Consider the following 20,072-nt stretch of genomic DNA (forward strand, 5'->3'; position numbering starts at 1 on the left):
AAAAGGCAAACAATCGTACCTTTCATCACTTTGGACTCTCACCCGAGAGGAAGTTCTGCTAAAAGCAGGCACATCCAGTGCCTAACGCAGAACCTCGCGCGTCGTGCGCTTCGGAGTCCAGTATGGCTCACCATATGTTTATCCCATGTGCGGGTGTGGCGGAATTGGCAGACGCACTAGACTTAGGATCTAGCGCTTCGGCGTGGGGGTTCAAGTCCCTCCACCCGCACCATAAATTGTCATTCTAACTACCTCGAATTACTTCCTGCTAGAATGACATCAGTAGTACCCGTTGAGGGTGCACCATATTTTCTTAACAAAACACAAAAGATGCGGACATAGCTCAGTTGGTAGAGCACGACCTTGCCAAGGTCGGGGTCGCGAGTTCGAGTCTCGTTGTCCGCTCCATTTATTTAACCAAAAAATAAATAAGATGTGCCCGTAGCTCAATCGGATAGAGTGTCTGACTACGAATCAGAAGGTTGGGAGTTCGAGTCTCTCCGGGCACGCCATAATGTGCCGATGTGGCGGAATTGGCAGACGCGCACGACTCAAAATCGTGTTCCTTCTGGAGTGTCGGTTCGACCCCGACCATCGGTACCATACATAAAGAAAACTTGGCTAGCGGCCAAGCCGCAGGCGCTGGTGATCGCCTTAGTTGCCCTTATCTACTAAAAAATAAGCACTTTTTCCTGACAAAGGATAAGTGCTTTTTGCCTTATAATAAAACGGTTTTTTTCTAAATTAAAACATATTCTTCATCATAGATTGGACCATAGGATTCTGCAGAAGCTTTGTAATTTGAGCCATATCAATTCCGCCCAGCATATCTGAAAGCCCTCCAGCTCCATTCTTGCTTCCGCTGTTTCCTCCTCCATTTTTCTTAAGAAGAGACTGAACAGCAGGGTTTTTCAGCAATTCCCCGATAGAAGGCAGGTCACTGCTTTTGGGCTTATTTTCGCTTTGCTTTTTACCGAACGGCAATATACTTGATTGCGTCTTGTTCTCGCTTTCCCCATTACGCCCTCCACCAAACAAAGAAATCCGCCGACGATTGCCTCTTCTGCTATTTCGTTCATTCAATTGTTGTTTTATTTCACGCAGCTCGCTCAGAATTTCTTCAAGTCTATACATGCTTGTTTTCGTTTGAGATACCTGATCCTGTACCCCGTGAAGCGAATGTTCAATTCGAATAAGCCTCTCGTTTGTTGAATCGCTTTTTCCTGCCTTTCGTTTCTTTTTATTTCGTGACATTAAGGGAACACCTCCTTTAGTCGTACTAAGTCATATATCATTGTATGACGGATAGGAAAGAGAAGGGATAGGGTATGTACCTAGATTAGACAAATACCGCTTTTACAATTGTTCAAAGCGTATTTTATCCTATATACTTGAAATAACCGGCTTGTTTGCAAGTTTCAATCCTGCAGCTAAGAAAGGGGTCACATGAAAAAAAATCAGAGCAATATTATAAGAGAAGAAGAAGCCGGGATGCGCGATATTTTCTTGCGCCGGCCATTTATCTTTAAATTCGTGGAAACGCTGCTCTATGTTTTCATCGTACTTGGTGTTCTTACATGGATACCAGGCAACCGGGTTGCAGCCATCCTTGTTGCGACTGTAGCGGCGATCATCATTGTCGGCTTTGCTCCGGCGATTTATAAAGCAATTTTGCATCCGCTCTATCAGATTACAAGAACGGACCTGATTATCCATATGTTTAATAAACAAACGAAGCTGCCCCTTCACGAGCTTCAGAGAGATAGTATATGGAAGCCGGTATACCGGGCAAACGGTAAGAAATACACGGTTATGGCATCACGCGAGTTTCTTGCCGATTTAGACAGGCAAATTGAACGAAGACAGAAAAGAGGGAAAGTATGAAGCAGCAGGATGAATTCTATCGGGATGCGTGGGCTGAAATCAATCTCGATGCAATAGGGGACAACGTTCGGACATTTCGGCATCATCTTCCTGAGGACGTAAAAATAATGGCGGTTGTCAAAGCGGACGGTTATGGGCATGGCGCCTATGCGGTTGCGGAAAAAGCGCTTCAGGAGGGAGCCGATTATTTAGGGGTAGCACTTCTTGATGAAGCGCTGGAACTTCGGGAGAAAGGAATTTCCTCACCTATTCTCGTCCTTAGCTCATTCCCTTCCCGCGGAATTGAGCTTGCTCTTAACAATGATATTACGATGACCGTATACCAGCATGAAATGCTGGATAACCTCATAAAAGCGGCAAAAGCTTCACAAAAGACTGCCCGTATTCACATTAAACTCGATACGGGAATGGGGCGCATCGGCATTCGTACGCTTGAAGAGCTGGACTCTTTTATCCAACTCGCTTTGACAAGCCCATGGGTTAGAATTGAAGGTATTTTCACCCATTTTGCGACGGCCGATGAAGAAGAAACGGGATATCTTGAAGAGCAAAGACAAGGTTTTAAGCAATTTATTGAACATCTAGAGGAACAGAATATTAAAATCCCTTTGGTACATTGCAATAACAGTGCGGGGGCTATGTTCTATCCGGGCGAAAGCATGCATATGATTCGTCTGGGGATTGCTTTATACGGACAGTACCCTTCCCCGTATGCAAGAACTACAGGGATTAGGCTCCAGCCCGCTTTTCAATGGAAGGCAAGGATAAGTCATATTAAATGGGTGGGGTCCAACTCGAAGATTAGTTATGGGGCAACCTTTGCTACGAAAGCCGAATCGGTTATTGCAACGATTCCGATTGGCTATGCGGATGGCTACAACCGCCTGTTGTCGAATCGCGGATTCGTACTTGTAAAGGGGAAGCGCGCGCCGATCGTTGGCCGGGTTTGCATGGATCAGTTTATGGTTGATGTTACTCACATTGAAGACGTATGTGCGGGGGATGAGGTCGTGTTAATCGGCCGCCAGGGCAGCGAAGAAATCTCGGTTGATGAAATGGCCGGCTGGCTTTCCACAATCAACTACGAAGTAACCTGCATGGTGAGCGAGCGAATTCCACGTATTTACTATGAAAAAGGGGAGAAAGTCTCCGTCGCCGACCGCTTTGCGGCACATACATGTAAAGATTAGCCATCAACTTTAATCCCTTCCCTTGTTGTTACCTGCTTCGAATCATGTTACAATCAGTAAGAATGAAAATCTCTTCTAAAATTAGAGAAGAGAGGCAGGAATTTGCCATTATTACTCGAATAATAAAAGAGCGAGTCGAATTCTCCCGCGCGTTAGACAAATGCAAAGTATATTTTTGTATAGGTTACGACATAATGGTAATAAACTGGCGCGGTAGTTCGAGCTGAACATGGAAAAGGTTGTACAGCGTTGTTGTTGGAGGTGCGATGGTCTTGTCTAAAATGGATACCAAACGTATCATGATCAGTTTGCCGGATCATCTATTACAGGAAGTGGATGGATTAGTGGAAAAGGAAAAATCAAACCGAAGCGAATTTATCAGGCAGGCGATGAGATTGTATTTGAAGGAGCGCAAAAAGCGCCACATCCGTGAGACAATGCAGCGCGGCTACATGGAAATGGCGAATATTAATTTGCATATTGCTTCGGAAGCATTTCAGGCGGAAGAAGAAGCAGATTTAACATTGGGACGTTTAGTTAGCGGGGTGTAATGTGTGATCGTGAAGCGTGGCGACGTATACTTTGCGGACCTATCTCCTGTTGTAGGCTCGGAACAGGGCGGTGTACGCCCAGTTTTGGTTATTCAAAATGATATAGGGAACCGTTTTAGTCCGACAGTCATCGTCGCAGCCATTACGGCACAGATACAGAAGGCCAAGTTGCCTACTCATGTGGAGATTGATGCGAAAGCCTATGCATTTGACCGGGACTCCGTTATTCTTCTGGAACAAATCAGGACGATAGATAAACAGAGACTGACCGATAAGATTACTCATCTTGATGAAGAGATGATGGAACGGGTAAATGACGCTCTCCAGATTAGTTTAGGACTTATTGATTTTTAATTGTAATTATCAAGCTATTTTCATAAACAAGTTCACAAGCTGCTGTGAAAAACGGTAGCTTTTTTTCTTGCCTTTTTCCGGGGGGTAGCGAGCCAGCATGGAAGGGAGACAGACGTATGGATACGAAACAAATGATTTCGCTTATTGCAGCTGAATTGAATATCAGTTTGAAACAAACCGAGCAAACAATACACTTGCTTGATGAGGGAAGTACGGTTCCCTTTATTGCCCGCTATCGTAAAGAAGCAACGGGCATGCTTGATGAGAACCAGATCCGGGAAATTCAGGAACGGATGCAATATCTCCGCCAGCTTGAGGAGAGAAAAGAAGAAGTCATCCGCAGCATCGCCGGACAGGAGAAGCTGACTGACGAATTAGAGTCAGCGATCCGGAACGCAACGAAGCTCCAGCAGGTGGAGGATTTATACCGCCCCTTTAAGCAAAAGCGCCGGACAAGAGCAACGGTCGCCAAAGAAAAGGGCTTAGAGCCGCTTGCCCAGTTTATCCTTACCGTCAGAAAAGGCAGCGCTCTGGCAGAGGCACAGAAATATATCAATGAGGAGAATGGGGTAGCCTCCGCCGAAGAAGCGATCCAGGGTGCCTCCGATATTATTGCGGAGCAGGTTGCGGACGATCCGCAGGTTCGAACATGGATTCGGGAACATACGTTAAAACGCGGCAAGCTCGTTACAGTGAAGAAGGAAGAAGAGCCGTCCGAGAAAAAAGTCTACGAGATGTACTACGAATATAGCGAGCCTGTACAGCGTGTGGCGCCGCACCGGACGCTGGCAGTGAACCGGGCGGAAAGAGAAGGCATTCTTAAAGTGAAAATTGAGGTCGATCCGGAACCTATCCTTCCATTTTTAGAGCGAAAATGGATTCAAAGGGAGAGCACAGCCGTTGACATACTGAAAGCGGCGCTTGAAGACAGCTATAAGCGGCTCATCGCTCCGGCAGTAGACCGGGAAGTGCGCAGCCTCCTTACCGAGAAAGCAGAAGAACAGGCGATCCATATCTTTTCCGAGAATTTACGCCAGCTCCTCCTACAGTCTCCCTTTCGAAATCATATCGTTCTTGCTGTTGACCCGGCCTACCGTACAGGGTGCAAGCTGGCCGTCGTTGATGAAACCGGAAAATTGCTTGAAGTTGCGGTTGTCTATCCGACACCGCCGCAAAATAAAGTAAAAGAAGCAAAAGAAAAGGTCAGAAGCCTAATTGAGAACTATAGCGTTACCATTGTTGCGATTGGAAATGGGACAGCGTCAAGGGAATCGGAACAGTTCATCGCCGAACTGCTGAAAGGGATGGATCGTGACATCTCCTATATGATTGTGAACGAAGCGGGCGCCAGCGTATATTCAGCATCGAAGCTGGCCGGGGAGGAGTTCCCTGAGCTCGATGTCGCAGAGCGAAGCGCGGTGTCCATTGCACGCCGCCTGCAGGATCCGCTGGCTGAGCTTGTCAAAATCGATCCGAAGTCTATCGGAGTAGGGCAGTATCAGCATGACGTATCCCAGGGAAAACTATCGGACAGCCTGCAGTTCGTGGTGGAGTCTGCGGTTAACTACGTGGGGGTCGATGTAAACACCGCTTCTCCCTCTCTTCTGCAATACGTGTCGGGTGTATCGAAGCAGGTCGCAAAAAATATCGTGGCACGCAGGGAAGAACTGGGAAAGTATACAGTAAGAAAGCAGCTAAAAGACATTCCGCGCCTTGGCGTAAAAACGTACGAGCAGTGTATTGGATTTTTGCGCATTGCTGAAGGGGAGAACCCGCTAGACAATACGCCGATCCATCCCGAGTCCTATAGAGGGGTAGCAGCCCTGCTTGACCGTCTCGCCATCCAGCCGGATGCAATTACGAGCGAGGAGGCAAAAGAGAAGCTGAAACAGGTCGATATCGAGGAGATGGCTGCACAATTAGGCATGGGTATGCCGACTTTACAGGACATCGTGTCTAGCCTGCTGAGACCGGGCCGGGACCCGCGGGATGAAATTAGCAAACCGCTGCTGAAGAAGGATGTACTTGATATTAAAGATTTAGCGCAGGGGATGGAATTGCAGGGAACCGTGCGCAATGTGGTCGATTTCGGGGCTTTTGTAGATATTGGATTAAAAAATGACGGACTGGTCCATATTTCCCAGATGCGCCGCCAATTTGTAAGGCATCCGCTTGATGTCGTTTCTGTAGGGGATATTGTAACCGTATGGGTAAAGGAAATCGATGTAAACAAGGGCAGGGTTGGTTTGACCATGCTGGGTGCTGATGCAGTGCGGTAAAAAAGAGAAACATGAAAAGGGGGATCGAATGCGGTTATATTCGATCACCCTGTTTTTCCCGGTATGAGAACCAGCAATCATTCAGCAGCAGAATCTGCCGCCTGTTTTTTGTATGAAACGCTCTCATTAGTTGGCGTCTGAGCCAGTGGGGCAACGTGATTCCCTCCTGTCACATACGTTTTAGCTGCTTCACTTTACTATATGTGACAGAAAGGGCAATGTTACTCGTATTCTCCTTCTTCTTTTAAGTACTCCAGTTGTGCGTGGAGGGCACGGATTTCGGTCAGAAGGGAGATAAGCGGATAGTTTTCCTCATTCAAAGAGGCAAACTGCTTCTCCAGTGTGTCCAGGTAATCGATTCCTTCGACAATAGAAGAGTGAGGATCGAGCAGTTCGAGCTCTGAACATTCACCGATAACTGCCGGAAGCGCAGGGCGTTCAGCCGCAGTAAGCTTATCGATTTCTTTATGTAAGCGGTGGAGCAGAGCGACGAGCTGGTACATATAGCTTTCCGGCATGGCGACAAACTCCAGCCGGTTCTCAGCGGTTAAAATACAATAGCGCATAGCATAGGTTCCTCCTTGTCCGTATGTACGTTCACAGTGTAACGCATGTTTGTTTGTTATTTCAATGTCTATTTCAAAGAAAATGGGATAGGGAGATGGAGAGAATGACAGATACAGAGCTGCAAAAGCGGGTAGAGGAAATTTCCTCCGCTTTTTTCAACAGGCCCTTCCTGCACAAAGCTTATTTTAACGTTCGCCTGCGCACAACAGGCGGACGCTATGTCCTGCGGACACATAATATTGAACTGAATCCAAAACATTACGAGATGTTTGGGATGGAAGAGCTTGATGGAATCATCAAACATGAGCTTTGTCACTATCACCTTCACATTACAGGAAGAGGGTACAAGCACCGGGATGCGGATTTTAAAGTGCTTCTGGGTAAAGTGGGAGGCTCACGCTACTGCCAGTCGGTAAAGCCTGTGGTAAAGAAACAAAACCAGTACGCGCTCGTATGCCATTCCTGTGATATGAGATATTTGCGGAAAAGGCGCATGGATACAAAAAAGTACGTTTGCGGCAGATGCAGGGGAAAGCTTGTACTTTATCAACTGGAGGAAGAAAATGAGTGAGAAACGGCGTGATGAATTCGCCTTAATTTCATATCTTACAGCAGGGCGCAGCATTCCGGAAGCGGTACAATCCCGCATTGTCGTCGGTAATGGCGATGATGCCGCGGTTGTAACGGGAAAGAGCGGATATGACTGGGTCGCCTGCTGTGACACCATGGTAGAAGAAGTTCATTTTAAGCGGAAGACGATGCAGCCGCATGAAATCGGGCACAAAGCGCTTGCCTCCAACGTGAGTGATATTGCGGCCATGGGAGGTATTCCTCTATTCTATCTTATTTCTCTTGGGGTCTCACCGGAATGGTGCGAGGAAGAGCTTGCTGGCATTTACCAGGGAATGGAACGGCTTGCTTCCCGGTATGGAATGGCGCTCATTGGCGGGGATACGGTTGCCGTGCCAGGCCCACTAACCATAACTGTAACCGTCCTGGGAGAAGTTGAACGGAACAAGCCGCTTCTGCGCTCTGCGGCAAAGCCGGGGGATCTTGTCTTTCTAACCGGAACGGTAGGGGATTCAGGGGCAGGGCTCGACTTGCTGTTGCAGGGAAAGCAAAGCATAAAGGACGAAGCGAAAATAGAGGAACAGTGGCTGCCTCTCATTGAGAGGCACTGCCTGCCCGAGCCCCAGGTAGCCGCCGGCAGAATCCTCTCGCAAAGCGGGCACCGGATTGCACTGGACGATATTAGCGACGGGGTGGCGAGTGAAGCCTGGGAAATTGCCCAGGCAAGTGGTGTGTCCCTTGTCCTTGATGAGCAAAGCGTTCCGCTTAGTGAGGAAATGAAAAGATACGCCGGCCATACGGGCAGGGAACCGTGGCCCTGGGTATGGTATGGCGGCGAGGATTATCAGCTTATTGGCTGTGCCCCTCCGGAAGCACAGGAAGAGCTGGCAGAACAGTTTAAGAGAGCGGGCCTGCCGCTGTACTGGGTTGGCCAGGCAGTGGAAGGAGAGGCCGCGGTGTTCTTAAGACAGCCAAACGGCGATAAAATACCGCTTCACAAAAAAGGGTATAATCATTTTAATGAATTGTAAGTAAACAAGGACGTGATGGGATGGAAGAAACAACAGCATACCGCTTTCATACGCATTCCGTAGAAGAAACATGGGGTCTTGCCGAGGCGGTAGGAAGGCTTGTCAGGCCGGGTGATGTTCTTACGATGTCTGGTGATCTCGGAGCAGGCAAGACAACGTTTACGCAGGGGCTGGCCCGGGGAATCGGAGTAGAAGGTGTCGTCAATAGCCCTACTTTTACAATTATAAAAGAGTATAAAGGACAGATGCCGCTTTACCATATGGACGTGTACCGGATGGAAGAATCAGGAGAGGATCTTGGATTTGATGAGTATTTCTACGGTGACGGAGTAACAGTAGTGGAGTGGCCGGAAATGATTGACGAACAGCTGCCGCCAGAGAGGTGTGACATCGTAATTACACGCGGTGATAACGATAGCCGAATGTTTCTGTTTACCCCCCGGGGCAGCCGCTATAAATTATTGTGCGAGGAGATAAAAAATGAAAATCCTGGCAATTGATACATCTACCCTTGTCCTGGCTGTTTCCGTTTGTACAGAAGATAAGGTGCTGGGTGAATTTACGACAAATTTGAAGAAAAACCATAGTATTGGCCTCATGCCGATGGTGAGCCGGCTCCTTGAAGAAGTAGAGGTTGATCCTTCGGAGCTTTCGGCCGTTGCCGTCGCCCGCGGGCCAGGCTCCTATACGGGAGTGAGGATCGGAGTTGCCACGGCGAAAAGCCTGGCATGGTCACTGGGTATTCCTCTTGTTGGAATTTCAAGTCTTGAAGTGCTCGCATGGAATGGAGCGTTCTTTCCAGGTCTCATTGTTCCACTGTTTGACGCGCGGCGCGGGCGGGTATACACAGGGACATACAGATGGGGAAGAGGGGGAATTGAGCTTGCCGGTGAGGAAAGAATCATTCTCCTCAAAGAGGCCGTTGAAACCTGGAAGCAGGGGGAAGACCAAGAACCGATTTTATTTCTTGGAGACGATGTATCCCTTCACAGGGAAATGATTGTAGACATTCTCGGAGAAAGAGCTGTGTTTCTCCCGGTTTCTTATCAGCTTCCGCACGCTGCGCACCTGGCTGCTGCCGGAAAGAAAGCCCTCGATAATGGGCGCACGGAGAACGTTGAAACATTTACTCCTATTTATCTTCAACTGGCGGAAGCGGAGGCCAAGTGGCTGGCCAGCCGCCAGCAGTAGGAGGAAATTCAATGGAAGAAGAACGGTTTACAATACGCAGGATGGAAATGAAGGACCTTGATGATATTGGCGAGGTGGAGAAGCTCTCCTTCTCAATACCGTGGTCACGCGAATCTTTTATTAGCGAATTGAAAACAAACCTGTTCGCCCGGTATCTCGTCATAGAGCATGATAAGAAGGTGATCGGGTACGGCGGGATGTGGATCGTGCTGGATGAAGCGCACATTACAAACATCGCTGTCCATCCGGAGTTTCGCGGCCAGCGTCTTGGCGAGAAATTAATGAGAGAATTAATGGGCACGGCCTGGAGTTCGGGTGCGGCAAGCATGACGCTTGAGGTGCGGAAAAGCAACGAAATTGCAAAAAATTTATACCGTAAGTTCGGCTTTGTAGAGGAAGGAATCCGCCGGGGGTATTATACGGATAATGGAGAAGACGCCATTATTATGTGGGCGGCACTGGCGGACGGAAAATATGAAGCTAAATAAAAATATTTTTCTATAAAGTTGTAGGAGACACGACATGACGATAAACAATTGGAGTCAAAAAGCCCGCAAGCGCTGGGAAGAGGACAGGGCATCGGGCGGGCCTGTTCGCATTCTCGGAATTGAAACGAGCTGCGATGAAACCTCGGCCGCCGTAATCGAAGATGGCCGCATCATTCGCTCGAACGCCATTTCGTCGCAGATTGAGAGCCATAAACGTTTCGGCGGTGTTGTGCCGGAAGTTGCTTCCCGCCATCATGTTGAAAACATTACCATCATTATTGAAGAAGCATTAAAAAAAGCGGAATGTACGCTCGATGATATGAATGCCATTGCGGTAACGTATGGACCCGGTCTTGTGGGAGCGCTGCTAGTGGGCGTGGCAGCGGCAAAGGCAATCGCTTTTGCAAGCGGAATTCCGCTCATTGGCGTCCACCATATTGCCGGCCATATTTACGCAAATCGGTTTGTAAAAGAAATGGAATTTCCTCTTCTGGCCCTTGTCGTATCAGGCGGCCATACGGAGCTTGTCTATATGAAAGGGCATGGAGAGTTTGAGGTTATCGGGCAAACGAGGGATGACGCGGTGGGAGAAGCTTATGATAAAGTGGCCCGCTCGTTGCACCTTCCATATCCCGGCGGCCCGCATATCGACAGGCTGGCACAGGAAGGACAGGCTTCCATCCGCCTGCCTCGCGCATGGCTAGAGGAAGGATCCTATGATTTCAGCTTCAGCGGCCTGAAGTCTGCCGTACTCAATGTGCTGCATAATGCCGGGCAGCGAGGAGAAACAATTGAGCCTGCGAATCTGGCGGCGAGCTTTCAGGAATCCGTTATCGAAGTGCTTGTGGAAAAATCATTTCGTCTTATTAAGGAAAGGCCGGTAAAACAACTGCTGCTCGCCGGCGGGGTTGCAGCCAACCAGGGGCTGCGGAGCACTCTGACCGACAGGGCGCATAGGGAAGGGATCGAGCTGGTGATTCCCCCCCTGTCTTTATGTACGGACAATGCCGCGATGATAGCAGGCGCCGGCTATATTCAATATCAAAAAGGCAACTTCGCGGATCTATCGTTGAACGGCATTCCCGGATTACCTCTTTCATAAATCGGCAACCCTATCCAATAGGGTTGTCTTTTTTTTACCTTTGTTGTCGTTATATGTGGACACATGCTGAATAAAGTTATCAACAACCTGTGGATAATGTGGATAAAACGGTGGATAACCTGCTTTAATAAGGTTTTATATGTGGATAAAATTGTGGATGTGTGGAAAAAGGGAGGCTGAGAAATGAAACAAAAACACGTCGGTGTTCTTCTTTTTGCCTGGATAAGTGCTTTGTTTATTCTTTTTCCCCACTTTGTCGTTGCTCAAAACCGATCTGACGTATTTCTTCTGTTTCTTAATCAAGTTTCCTTAGATGATATCCACAAGCTGTGTGGGAATGCCCGTTATCCGTGGTTTTCGAAAGCTGCAATTGGAGAAATGAACATGCGGACAGCAACTGGAATGAAAGATATACACAGTTACCTTACAATAGGCACCGGAGTGCGGAGCGCAGGATCTGAGTGGGCGCGGCAGGCATATGAAAGCGGAGAGCAAGAGGGGAAAAACATATACCGGCAGTACACCGGAAACGCCGGGGAAAGTAGAGATTCAGTTATTTTGCCGTACTATGCGGTGCTGCATAAAATAAACAAGGATAAGAACACCGGAGCCGTTCCCGGGATTGTTGGAAACATACTGGACAAAGAGAAAATAGGGCGGGCTGTTATCGGGAATAGCGATATGGAAGACAAGCGGAACCGGCTGGCCCCTTTACTTACGATGAATGAAAAAGGGGTAAGCCCATTGGGCCGTGTCGGGGATGAAACGCTGATGGAAGACCCGCTTTTTCCAGGGGGAATGCGAACGAACGATGCGTTTGTCAGGCAGCAGATAAGGAAGTGGAAAGCACAGGGGGTGAACCTTGTCGTGGTGGAACTCGGGGACCTTGCCCGCCTTAGCCGTTCCCGCGAAGTCCTTGAGTCTGCGAGATATGGACAGCTGCGCGAGGAATCGCTCGCACGAATGGCGGATTTCATTGGCTGGGTTGTGGATAACATGGATAACGATGACAAATTACTCGTTCTCTCTCCTTCGCTTCCCGCTCAAATAGGGAAAGAGAAAAAAGGAATGGCCCCTGCCCTTTTGTGGGAGGGCAGGGGCGGGACCGGAGGAGCTGTTACATCGAATACAACAAGGCAGCCGGGAATTATAGCGAATATCGATATTGCCCCCAGCATTCTTTCCTGGCTCGGTCTTCCTGTCCCCCGTACAATGAAGGGCATGCCGATTCGTACTGATGCTTCTGTGGATAACAAAACCTTCTGGCAGACGGTGGAACGAATCAATTATATTTATTCTTCACGCCCGGCTGTTCTGTACCCGTATGTGCTCGCGGTTGTGGCGGTTCTTCTATTAGCCACCGTGCTGCTAACTTCCATAGGAAGAGGAAGCAGCATCAGACGAATCCTTTCTGTCCTCCTTTGCCTTGCTTTGCCTTCCATTCTGCTTGTTCCGTTCCTGTTGCTTGTTTTCTCATTCTTTCCTTTGCTGATGGCTCCGCCGCTGCTTCTCCTGCTGCTCACTCTGGCGGGAGGGGCTCTGGCCGGCATTCTTCAGCGGTGGGGATTTGCCACTTGTTTTCTCTCGATCGGCTTTCTAAACTGGATTCCCGTTCTGCTTGATGGGATGACCGGGGGAGTGTTAATCGAACGATCATATCTTGGCTTCGATCCGGTAATCGGTGCCAGGTATTATGGAATTGGAAATGAGTACATGGGCGTTGTGCTCGGAAGTTCTTTATTAAGTCTCTCACTGTTAGGAGAAAAATGGGGGAAACGGCGGAGAAAGGCGTTTGTTTCTCTGTGTGCTTTTCTTTTTGCCTTTATTATTTTTTATATGGCTTGGCCCGGATGGGGGAGCAAGGCGGGCGGGGTTTTTGTTTTTCTTGCCGCCTTTTCCTGCGTATTTCTGCTCTTTACAGGAATTCCGGTAAAGGGGCGGTATACGCTTCCTGCCTTTTTCCTTGCGCTCCTGGCTGCATGCGGGCTTTTCTGGATGAATGATTGGATCGCGGACCCGAAACAATCGCATATTGGGCGGGCTGTGCACGAACTGCTGCTGGGGGATTGGGAGGAGATTGGACGAATGGTGCACAGGAAGCTGGCGATGAACGGACGGCTTCTTCTTTCTTCAGCCTGGAGCAGGCTTTTTATTGTAAGCCTGCTCATAAGCGGATTTCTTCTCTCGTTTCATTGGAACCAAGTCAGGCCGCTGCTTGAGGAACATCTTTATTTTATGAAGGGAATCAAAGGCATTGCAGTCGGGGCGGCAGCGGCGCTTTTGGTAAACGATTCGGGGATTATCGCAGCCGCACTTGCGGTGCTCTATGGGCTTCTCCCGTTGTTGTATAAGCTGCTGTGCCACCAGACGAAAAGCCCTGCCGATCGGCAGTGATCAGCAGGGCATGTTTTTTGCCGCAAGTAAAGTTTAGATTTATTCTCCATCTTCCTGCAAGTCCGTCCATTCTTCAAGGCAGGTGTCTAATGCGGCTTTTGTTTCTTCCAATTTTTCATTTAACATAAGCGCTTGTTCATGATTTTGAAATATTTCCGGCTTGCATAATTCGGCTTCAAGTACGGCAATTTCAGTCTCCAGCTGTTCGATTTGCTTTTCCAGTTCTTCAATTCTCCGCTGCTTTTGCCGTTCCGCTTTCTTTGCTTCTTTGTCCTGGCGGAATTTATCTTTATTCGACAGCCCTGGATCAGCCATTTGCTCTTTTTCTTTCGTCTGGGTGAGGGGGGCCAGGACGGGAGAATTCAGTTCCTGCAGCTCATCTTTCTTGGCTGTGTAGTAATCATAATTTCCGAGATAAGAGATGACCCCGTTTGGTGTCATCTCGATGATGCGCGTCGCAATTTTATTTAGAAAATAGCGATCGTGTGAAACAAATAAAATCGTCCCCGGGTAGTCTTCCAGCGCTTCCTCCAGAATCTCTTTGCTGAACAGGTCAAGGTGGTTTGTCGGTTCATCAAGGATAAGAAGGTTTGCTTTCTGCAGCATCAGTTTGGCAAGGGAAACGCGGGCACGCTCGCCGCCGCTAAGCTCGCTGATTTTTTTCGTTACATCGTCCCCGCTGAACAGAAAGCTGCCGAGCACGGTGCGCACGTCCTTCTCCTGCATTGTAGGGTATTCGTCCCACAGCTCATGAAGCACCTGCTTGTTCCCGCTCAGGTTTTCCTGCTCCTGATCATAGAAACCAACCGTGACGTTGCTTCCATATTGTATGCTTCCGCCGAGTGCCTGAATTTGTTTCACCACGGTTTTGAGCAGGGTAGACTTACCGAGACCGTTCGGTCCGAGCAAAGCCACCCGTTCTCCACGTGTAAGCTGGAATGTAAGATCCCGTGCGAGCGGTTTATTTTCGTACCCCACCGCGACATCCTGAAGGGTAAGCACTTGACTTCCGCTGACTCTGGTAATATCAAAATGAAATTGCGCTTTTTTCAATTCGCCTGGGGGGCGATCCATGACGTCCATTTTATCGAGCATTTTACGCCGGCTCTGGGCCCGCTTTGTTGTGGAAGCACGGGCGATATTACGCTGGATAAACTCTTCCAATTTCGAGATTTCGGACTGCTGCTTTTCGAATTGCCTGAGCTGCTGCTGAAGCCGTTCGCCTTTTTGTAAAAGATAATTTGAATAGTTACCGGCATACCGGGTGATTTTCGTCCGCTCGATTTCGTATACAATATTAACGAGGGCATCGAGGAAAAAGCGGTCGTGAGAAACAACGAGAAGGGCACCGGGATAGCTTTGCAGGTACTTCTCAAGCCAGCCCAGCGTTTCAATGTCTAAATAGTTGGTCGGCTCGTCGAGAATAAGGACATCCGGCTGCATTAACAGCAGGCGGGCAAGTGCCAGCCTCGTCTTCTGGCCTCCGCTTAATTGATTAATAGGTGTATCATAATCAGCGGGGAAAAAACGCATTCCATGGAGAACGGAACGGGTCGCAGCCTCGTACTGGTAGCCCCCGCTTGTTCTAAAATTATCAACAAGGTGCGAATAGTTGTTCATCAGCCGTTCGTGAAGTGTTTCATTGGCTATGACCTCGGGATTGCCCATCTGCTGTTCCAGCGCTCGAAGCTCTGCTTCCTTCTCTTTGAAGTGTTCGAATACCGTCATCATTTCTTCCCAGATTGAGCGCTCTGTATCAAGGCCGCTGTCCTGCGCCAGGTAACCCAGGGTTGTTTCCTTTGCCTTTTGGATTTCTCCTTCATCTGGCAGGATTTGCCCGGTAACTATTTTTAGGAGAGTAGACTTGCCTGCTCCGTTCACGCCAACAAGCCCGACTCTCTCTCCGTTTTGCAAAACCATATTAATGCCGGAGAGAACCGGGGTGGCGCTGAATGATTTGCCTATATTCACTGCTTGCAATAAAATCATCGTTTATTCACCTCAGTATTCATTCCATTCTCAGTGTATCGTAAATACGGCGGATAATAAACAGAAGAGAGGGGAAACACCGCATGGAGGAATTGATTGCAGAACAAAAGAAGCAGATAAGAAAACAGATATTGGCGATGAGGGGGGCGGCAGAACTAGAGGAGCGTGCCAAATGGTCTCGTACGGTAGCGGAAAAGCTGCTCTCCCTGCCGGAAATTCAGGAAGCAAGGCTGCTTTTTTCCTTCCTGTCTTTTGGGGACGAGGTAAACCTGGATGTTTTTATCAATGCATGCTATCAAGAGGGAAAAAAAATATATGTGCCAAAAACGGATGTCGCTCAAAAAGTAATGACGCCATATCGGTTCGAAGGGTGGGATAGCCTTAAGAAAGGTGTATACGGAATAAGAGAGCCTCTTGCCGGGCAAGCGGAGCAATGGAATGGGGAGAAATTCGACGTCATCCTTGTTCCCGGTGTTGCCTTTACACCAGTCGGTGAGCGCCTTGGGTACGGAGGCGGGTTCTATGATCGCTTTTTAGGGGGAATAGAGCAGCTTCCCCCCTTGTTCGCCCCCTGTTTTGATATGCAAGTTGTTTCCAGTCTCCCTGTGGAGAAACACGACCAAAAGGTAAATCGGATTATCACCGAGAAGGAGGTCTACATTTGTTCATAATTTAGACACGACATAGTGGGATAAAAAAACCACACAATCGGGACAGGTTATTGTACAATAAAATGATAATGCTATTGAAATTTTTATGAGATATAATGGAGGGTTACCTGAATGTGGAAAATTGGGGTCATCACATCGAGCAACTCGATTTATCGTGGCGTAAGGGAGAATGATTGCCTGCCAAGACTGGAAGCATTGCTGCAGAGTAGTCTGGACTCTTCTGTTATGCATTATCGTGTTTGTCCTGATAATATGGAGCTTCTTAAAGAAAGTATGATTGAGCTGGTTGACAGGGAGAGAGTCGATTTGCTTCTTACAATTGGGGGAACGGGGCTCAGCCCGGAAGATGTGACCCCGGAGGCCACCGAACTTGTAATCGATCGTCACGTTCCGGGTTTAGCGGAAGAAATGCGCCGCTGTGCGATGCAGAACTCTCGAAGATCACTGTTAACCAGAGCCACGGTAGGAACAAGAGGAAACGCACTTGTTATTAATTTGCCGGGAAGCATTCCCTTTATGGAATGGTGTTTCCTCGCGATTGTCGATCAAATCCCGGCCGCTCTTTCTCTTATCCAGGGAGCAAATGAAAATGTAAACACGAAGTAATGGAGCCCGTTGCTATAGAGAGGATTTTGACAGCAAATGAGCAATCAGGATCAAGACATGCGCGTGGTAGAGCACCTAACGGAACTTAGAAAACGCATCATTTGGATTCTCGTTGTTTTTATTGCAGCTTTTATTGTCGGCTTCATATACGCCGGACCTGTTGTGAAGTATTTTCAGAAAGATATAGACTTTCAATGGAGTTTACTCAGCCCGGCCGACGGCTTGCGGGTGTACATGCAGTTTGCTTTTGTTATTGCGCTGGTAGCTACGCTTCCCCTTATTTTGTATCATGTATGGCGCTTTGTATCACCGGGTCTGCGCCCGGAGGAACGAAAAGCAGCCGGGATTTTCATCATTCCTGCTTTTCTGCTTTTTTTGCTTGGCCTGCTCGTTGGGTATTATGTTGTTTTTCCGATGATTGTCCACTTCATGATTAAAATAGGAACGGAGCTTGGCGGGAAGCCGATGTATGGGATTGCCCAGTACTTCGGTTTTATGTTCAACATTGTATTGCCGCTCGCGCTTCTGTTTGAATTGCCCATCGTTGTGATGTTCTTGACACGGCTTCGCATTTTAAATCCGGTGCGCCTCACAAAGATTCGCGGTTATGCTTATCTCGCGCTGATTATTGTGGCCTCTTTAATTTCACCGCCTGATTTTGTCAGTCATCTGAGCGTTTTTGTGCCGCTTGTTGTTTTATACGAATTCAGTGTTGTCCTCTCCCGGATTGTTTACCGCAAGCAGCTGAGGCAGGACGAGAAGTGGGAAAAGGAATTTTATGCGGATGAGGAAGATGATCCTGTTTTGGATGTAGAAGAAGATAATAAGTGAGAGAGCCCGAACTTTCGGCTCTCTTTTTGCTTTTTACTTTGAATAAACTTCCCCCGGGGCGGAAAGAATGAGGAAGGAAATTTTTTTTGCATCCCGGGTCTTGCAAAATGGAAACAAAATAGCTATTATAATAATTGTGTTAGCACTCATCATGGTTGAGTGCTAACAATTAAAAAGTACTAGGGAGGTTGTTTTCAGTGTTAAAGCCATTAGGTGATCGTGTAATTATTGAACCTATCGCAAAAGAAGAAACGACTGCTAGCGGAATCGTACTACCGGAAACCGCGAAAGAAAAGCCGCAAGAAGGTAAAATTGTTGCTGTAGGCAGCGGTCGCATCGAGAACGGAGAGCGCATTGCTCTTGAAGTTCAGGAAGGCAACAAAGTAATCTACTCTAAGTATGCTGGTACTGAAGTGAAATTTGGCGAAAAAGAACTTCTGATTATGCGTGAGAGCGATATCCTCGCGATTGTAGACTAATCACTGAGAACTGCATTTTAATAATAAGACAATTAAACCGGTAAGGTAAAAATAATAAACCTACATATTCAAGGAGGGCGGAATTTTAATGGCTAAAGATATTCGTTTTAGCGAAGAAGCACGTCGCGCCATGCTCCGTGGTGTTGACACTCTGGCAGATGCAGTAAAAGTAACCCTTGGACCGAAAGGCCGCAACGTTGTTCTGGAGAAGAAATTCGGATCTCCGCTTATCACAAATGACGGTGTTACCATTGCGAAAGAAATCGAGCTCGAAGACGCTTTCGAAAATATGGGTGCACAGCTTGTTAAAGAAGTAGCAACGAAAACAAACGATGTAGCCGGTGACGGTACAACAACTGCGACTGTTCTTGCTCAAGCGATGATTCGCGAAGGCTTAAAGAATGTAACAGCCGGCGCTAATCCAATGGGTATCCGCAAAGGTATCGATAAAGCGGTTCGCCGTGCGGTTGAAGAAATCCAATCGATTTCTAAGCCAATCGAAAGCAAAGAGTCCATCGCCCAAGTAGCGGCTATCTCTGCTGCTGATGATGAAATCGGCCAATTGATTGCAGAAGCAATGGAAAAAGTAGGGAAAGACGGGGTTATCACGGTTGAAGAATCCAAAGGCTTTTCTACTGAGCTTGACGTGGTAGAAGGTATGCAGTTCGATCGCGGATATGCATCTCCTTACATGATTACAGATACAGATAAGATGGAAGCGGTTCTTGACAATCCGTTCATTCTTATCACTGATAAAAAAATCTCCAGCATTCAAGAAATGCTGCCTGTTCTTGAAAAGGTTGTTCAACAGGGCAAACCGCTTCTTATCATCGCTGAAGATGTGGAAGGCGAAGCGCTTGCTACTCTCGTTGTAAACAAACTTCGCGGAACATTCAATGCAGTAGCTGTTAAGGCTCCTGGATTCGGTGACCGCCGCAAAGCAATGCTGGAAGATATCGCTGCATTAACAGGTGGCCAGGTGATTACAGAAGACCTTGGTCTTGACATGAAATCCGCTAGCTTGCAGCAGCTTGGCCAGGCAGGCAAAGTGGTTGTAACAAAAGAAAACACAACCATCGTTGAAGGTGCGGGAGACAGAGCAAACATCCAAGCCCGCATCAACCAAATCCGTGCAAACATCGAAACAACAACTTCTGATTTCGATAAAGAGAAGTTACAAGAGCGCCTTGCTAAATTAGCTGGCGGTGTAGCAGTTGTTAAAGTAGGTGCCGCTACAGAAACAGAATTGAAAGAGAAGAAGCTTCGCATTGAGGATGCACTGAACGCAACTCGTGCTGCTGTTGAAGAAGGTATCGTAGCCGGTGGTGGTACTGCGCTCGTATCTATCTATAACGCTGTGGCTGCTGTTCAAGCTGAAGGCGATGAAGCAACAGGGGTGCGCATTGTTCTCCGTGCACTGGAAGAGCCTGTACGTCAAATCGCTGCTAACGCAGGCCTTGAAGGATCTGTTATTGCTGAGCGCCTCAAGAAAGAAGAACTCGGAATCGGTTTCAATGCTGCTACTGAGCAGTGGGTAAACATGATTGATGCCGGTATCGTTGACCCGGCAAAAGTAACTCGTTATGCACTGCAGAACGCTGCATCTGTTGCGGCTATGTTCCTGACAACAGAAGCGGTTGTTGCGGATAAACCTGAGAAGGATGCACCTGGAATGCCTGATATGGGCGGCATGGGTGGAATGGGCGGCATGGGAATGATGTAAGCCCAGCTCAAATAAAAGTAGAACTTCAATAAAAAAGTTCGGAGAGTGTTTTAGAATTTTACTTCTAAAACACTCTTTTTTACTGGATAAGAAAGCATATGTTGCTTTAAAGTAGTAGAGAAAAAGCCCGCAATTGTCTCCATCCTCGAACTACCCAGATGTTTTGCGGGAT

At 47.9% G+C, this 20,072-nt stretch carries 21 protein-coding genes and 4 tRNA genes; 21 read left to right on the plus strand and 4 right to left on the minus strand.

The window, feature by feature from the left end:
* Positions 1–149 precede the first annotated feature (149 nt).
* The 4 genes from MBEAL2_RS11235 (at position 150) to MBEAL2_RS11250 (ending at position 603) form a co-directional block, all read left to right on the plus strand.
* A tRNA-Leu gene (locus tag MBEAL2_RS11235) sits at positions 150–232 on the plus strand.
* Positions 233–332: 100 nt separating this feature from the next.
* Positions 333–408 (plus strand) — tRNA-Gly (locus MBEAL2_RS11240).
* Between the two features lie 27 nt (positions 409–435).
* A tRNA-Arg gene (locus MBEAL2_RS11245) sits at positions 436–512 on the plus strand.
* A 6-nt stretch (positions 513–518) separates the two neighbouring features.
* Positions 519–603, plus strand: a tRNA-Leu gene (locus tag MBEAL2_RS11250).
* Between the two features lie 141 nt (positions 604–744).
* Here the strand turns inward: MBEAL2_RS11250 and MBEAL2_RS11255 are convergent.
* Positions 745–1,254, minus strand: coding sequence for a hypothetical protein (locus MBEAL2_RS11255; RefSeq protein WP_047152409.1), 510 nt, complete (start codon positions 1,252–1,254; stop codon positions 745–747).
* Positions 1,255–1,446: 192 nt separating this feature from the next.
* Here MBEAL2_RS11255 and MBEAL2_RS11260 point away from each other — a divergent pair, with 192 nt between their 5' ends.
* The 5 genes from MBEAL2_RS11260 (at position 1,447) to MBEAL2_RS11280 (ending at position 6,258) form a co-directional block, all read left to right on the plus strand.
* On the plus strand, positions 1,447–1,884 hold the full coding sequence (locus MBEAL2_RS11260) for a hypothetical protein (protein ID WP_047152410.1): 438 nt from the start codon (positions 1,447–1,449) through the stop codon (positions 1,882–1,884).
* Positions 1,881–3,074: an alanine racemase gene (alr, locus tag MBEAL2_RS11265; RefSeq protein ID WP_047152411.1), complete on the plus strand. Its 1,194-nt coding sequence runs from the start codon at positions 1,881–1,883 to the stop codon at positions 3,072–3,074. Before MBEAL2_RS11260 ends, alr begins: the two co-directional genes overlap by 4 nt.
* Before the next feature lie 266 nt (positions 3,075–3,340).
* On the plus strand, positions 3,341–3,625 hold the full coding sequence (locus tag MBEAL2_RS11270) for a CopG family ribbon-helix-helix protein (RefSeq protein ID WP_082129901.1): 285 nt from the start codon (positions 3,341–3,343) through the stop codon (positions 3,623–3,625).
* Positions 3,626–3,628: 3 nt separating this feature from the next.
* Complete coding sequence (locus MBEAL2_RS11275) at positions 3,629–3,979, plus strand: type II toxin-antitoxin system PemK/MazF family toxin (protein WP_047152412.1); 351 nt, start codon at positions 3,629–3,631, stop codon at positions 3,977–3,979.
* A 116-nt stretch (positions 3,980–4,095) separates the two neighbouring features.
* Positions 4,096–6,258: a Tex family protein gene (locus MBEAL2_RS11280; RefSeq protein WP_047152413.1), complete on the plus strand. Its 2,163-nt coding sequence runs from the start codon at positions 4,096–4,098 to the stop codon at positions 6,256–6,258.
* Positions 6,259–6,292: 34 nt separating this feature from the next.
* On the opposite strand, the gene cmpA is transcribed toward MBEAL2_RS11280, so the two are convergent.
* On the minus strand, positions 6,293–6,412 hold the full coding sequence (gene cmpA / locus MBEAL2_RS31065) for a cortex morphogenetic protein CmpA (RefSeq protein WP_152667771.1): 120 nt from the start codon (positions 6,410–6,412) through the stop codon (positions 6,293–6,295).
* 67 nt (positions 6,413–6,479) lie between these two features.
* Positions 6,480–6,824: a hypothetical protein gene (locus tag MBEAL2_RS11285; RefSeq protein WP_047152414.1), complete on the minus strand. Its 345-nt coding sequence runs from the start codon at positions 6,822–6,824 to the stop codon at positions 6,480–6,482.
* A gap of 104 nt (positions 6,825–6,928) precedes the next feature.
* Between MBEAL2_RS11285 and MBEAL2_RS11290 the strand changes: the two genes are divergently transcribed.
* From MBEAL2_RS11290 to MBEAL2_RS11320, 7 genes are all read left to right on the plus strand, one after another.
* Complete coding sequence (locus MBEAL2_RS11290; RefSeq protein ID WP_047152415.1) at positions 6,929–7,396, plus strand: SprT family protein; 468 nt, start codon at positions 6,929–6,931, stop codon at positions 7,394–7,396.
* Positions 7,389–8,426 carry a thiamine-phosphate kinase gene (gene thiL, locus MBEAL2_RS11295; protein ID WP_047152416.1) on the plus strand — a complete coding sequence of 346 codons (1,038 nt, stop codon included), beginning with the start codon at positions 7,389–7,391 and terminating at the stop codon, positions 8,424–8,426. The genes MBEAL2_RS11290 and thiL overlap by 8 nt, the downstream gene beginning before the upstream one ends.
* A 20-nt stretch (positions 8,427–8,446) precedes the next feature.
* A complete protein-coding gene (gene tsaE, locus MBEAL2_RS11300) occupies positions 8,447–8,926 on the plus strand; it encodes a tRNA (adenosine(37)-N6)-threonylcarbamoyltransferase complex ATPase subunit type 1 TsaE (protein ID WP_047152417.1) in 480 nt (159 codons plus the stop codon).
* Entirely contained in the window at positions 8,907–9,617 is a 711-nt protein-coding gene (tsaB, locus tag MBEAL2_RS11305; RefSeq protein ID WP_047152418.1) for a tRNA (adenosine(37)-N6)-threonylcarbamoyltransferase complex dimerization subunit type 1 TsaB, read from the plus strand. The genes tsaE and tsaB overlap by 20 nt, the downstream gene beginning before the upstream one ends.
* 11 nt (positions 9,618–9,628) lie before the next feature.
* Positions 9,629–10,105 carry a ribosomal protein S18-alanine N-acetyltransferase gene (gene rimI, locus MBEAL2_RS11310; RefSeq protein ID WP_047152419.1) on the plus strand — a complete coding sequence of 159 codons (477 nt, stop codon included), beginning with the start codon at positions 9,629–9,631 and terminating at the stop codon, positions 10,103–10,105.
* Between the two features lie 34 nt (positions 10,106–10,139).
* Complete coding sequence (gene tsaD / locus MBEAL2_RS11315) at positions 10,140–11,207, plus strand: tRNA (adenosine(37)-N6)-threonylcarbamoyltransferase complex transferase subunit TsaD (RefSeq protein WP_047152420.1); 1,068 nt, start codon at positions 10,140–10,142, stop codon at positions 11,205–11,207.
* Between the two features lie 183 nt (positions 11,208–11,390).
* A complete protein-coding gene (locus tag MBEAL2_RS11320; RefSeq protein ID WP_047152421.1) occupies positions 11,391–13,601 on the plus strand; it encodes a hypothetical protein in 2,211 nt (736 codons plus the stop codon).
* Between the two features lie 39 nt (positions 13,602–13,640).
* Here MBEAL2_RS11320 and MBEAL2_RS11325 read toward each other — a convergent pair whose 3' ends face one another.
* The gene (locus tag MBEAL2_RS11325) at positions 13,641–15,590 is read right to left on the minus strand and encodes an ABC-F family ATP-binding cassette domain-containing protein (protein WP_047152422.1); all 1,950 of its coding nucleotides are present in this window, start codon (positions 15,588–15,590) and stop codon (positions 13,641–13,643) included.
* Positions 15,591–15,673: 83 nt separating this feature from the next.
* On the opposite strand from MBEAL2_RS11325, the gene MBEAL2_RS11330 reads away from it, so the two are divergent.
* The 5 genes from MBEAL2_RS11330 (at position 15,674) to groL (ending at position 19,900) form a co-directional block, all read left to right on the plus strand.
* Complete coding sequence (locus MBEAL2_RS11330) at positions 15,674–16,261, plus strand: 5-formyltetrahydrofolate cyclo-ligase (RefSeq protein WP_047152423.1); 588 nt, start codon at positions 15,674–15,676, stop codon at positions 16,259–16,261.
* Positions 16,262–16,372: 111 nt separating this feature from the next.
* On the plus strand, positions 16,373–16,867 hold the full coding sequence (locus MBEAL2_RS11335; protein ID WP_047152424.1) for a MogA/MoaB family molybdenum cofactor biosynthesis protein: 495 nt from the start codon (positions 16,373–16,375) through the stop codon (positions 16,865–16,867).
* Between the two features lie 36 nt (positions 16,868–16,903).
* Complete coding sequence (gene tatC / locus MBEAL2_RS11340) at positions 16,904–17,698, plus strand: twin-arginine translocase subunit TatC (RefSeq protein WP_047152425.1); 795 nt, start codon at positions 16,904–16,906, stop codon at positions 17,696–17,698.
* A gap of 197 nt (positions 17,699–17,895) precedes the next feature.
* The gene (groES, locus tag MBEAL2_RS11345; protein WP_047152426.1) at positions 17,896–18,177 is read left to right on the plus strand and encodes a co-chaperone GroES; all 282 of its coding nucleotides are present in this window, start codon (positions 17,896–17,898) and stop codon (positions 18,175–18,177) included.
* 88 nt (positions 18,178–18,265) lie between these two features.
* A complete protein-coding gene (groL, locus tag MBEAL2_RS11350) occupies positions 18,266–19,900 on the plus strand; it encodes a chaperonin GroEL (protein WP_047152427.1) in 1,635 nt (544 codons plus the stop codon).
* The last annotated feature ends 172 nt before the right edge of the window (positions 19,901–20,072 follow it).

Source organism: Aneurinibacillus tyrosinisolvens, assembly GCF_001015055.1.
Classification (GTDB): Bacteria; Bacillota; Bacilli; order Aneurinibacillales; family Aneurinibacillaceae; genus Aneurinibacillus_A; species Aneurinibacillus_A tyrosinisolvens.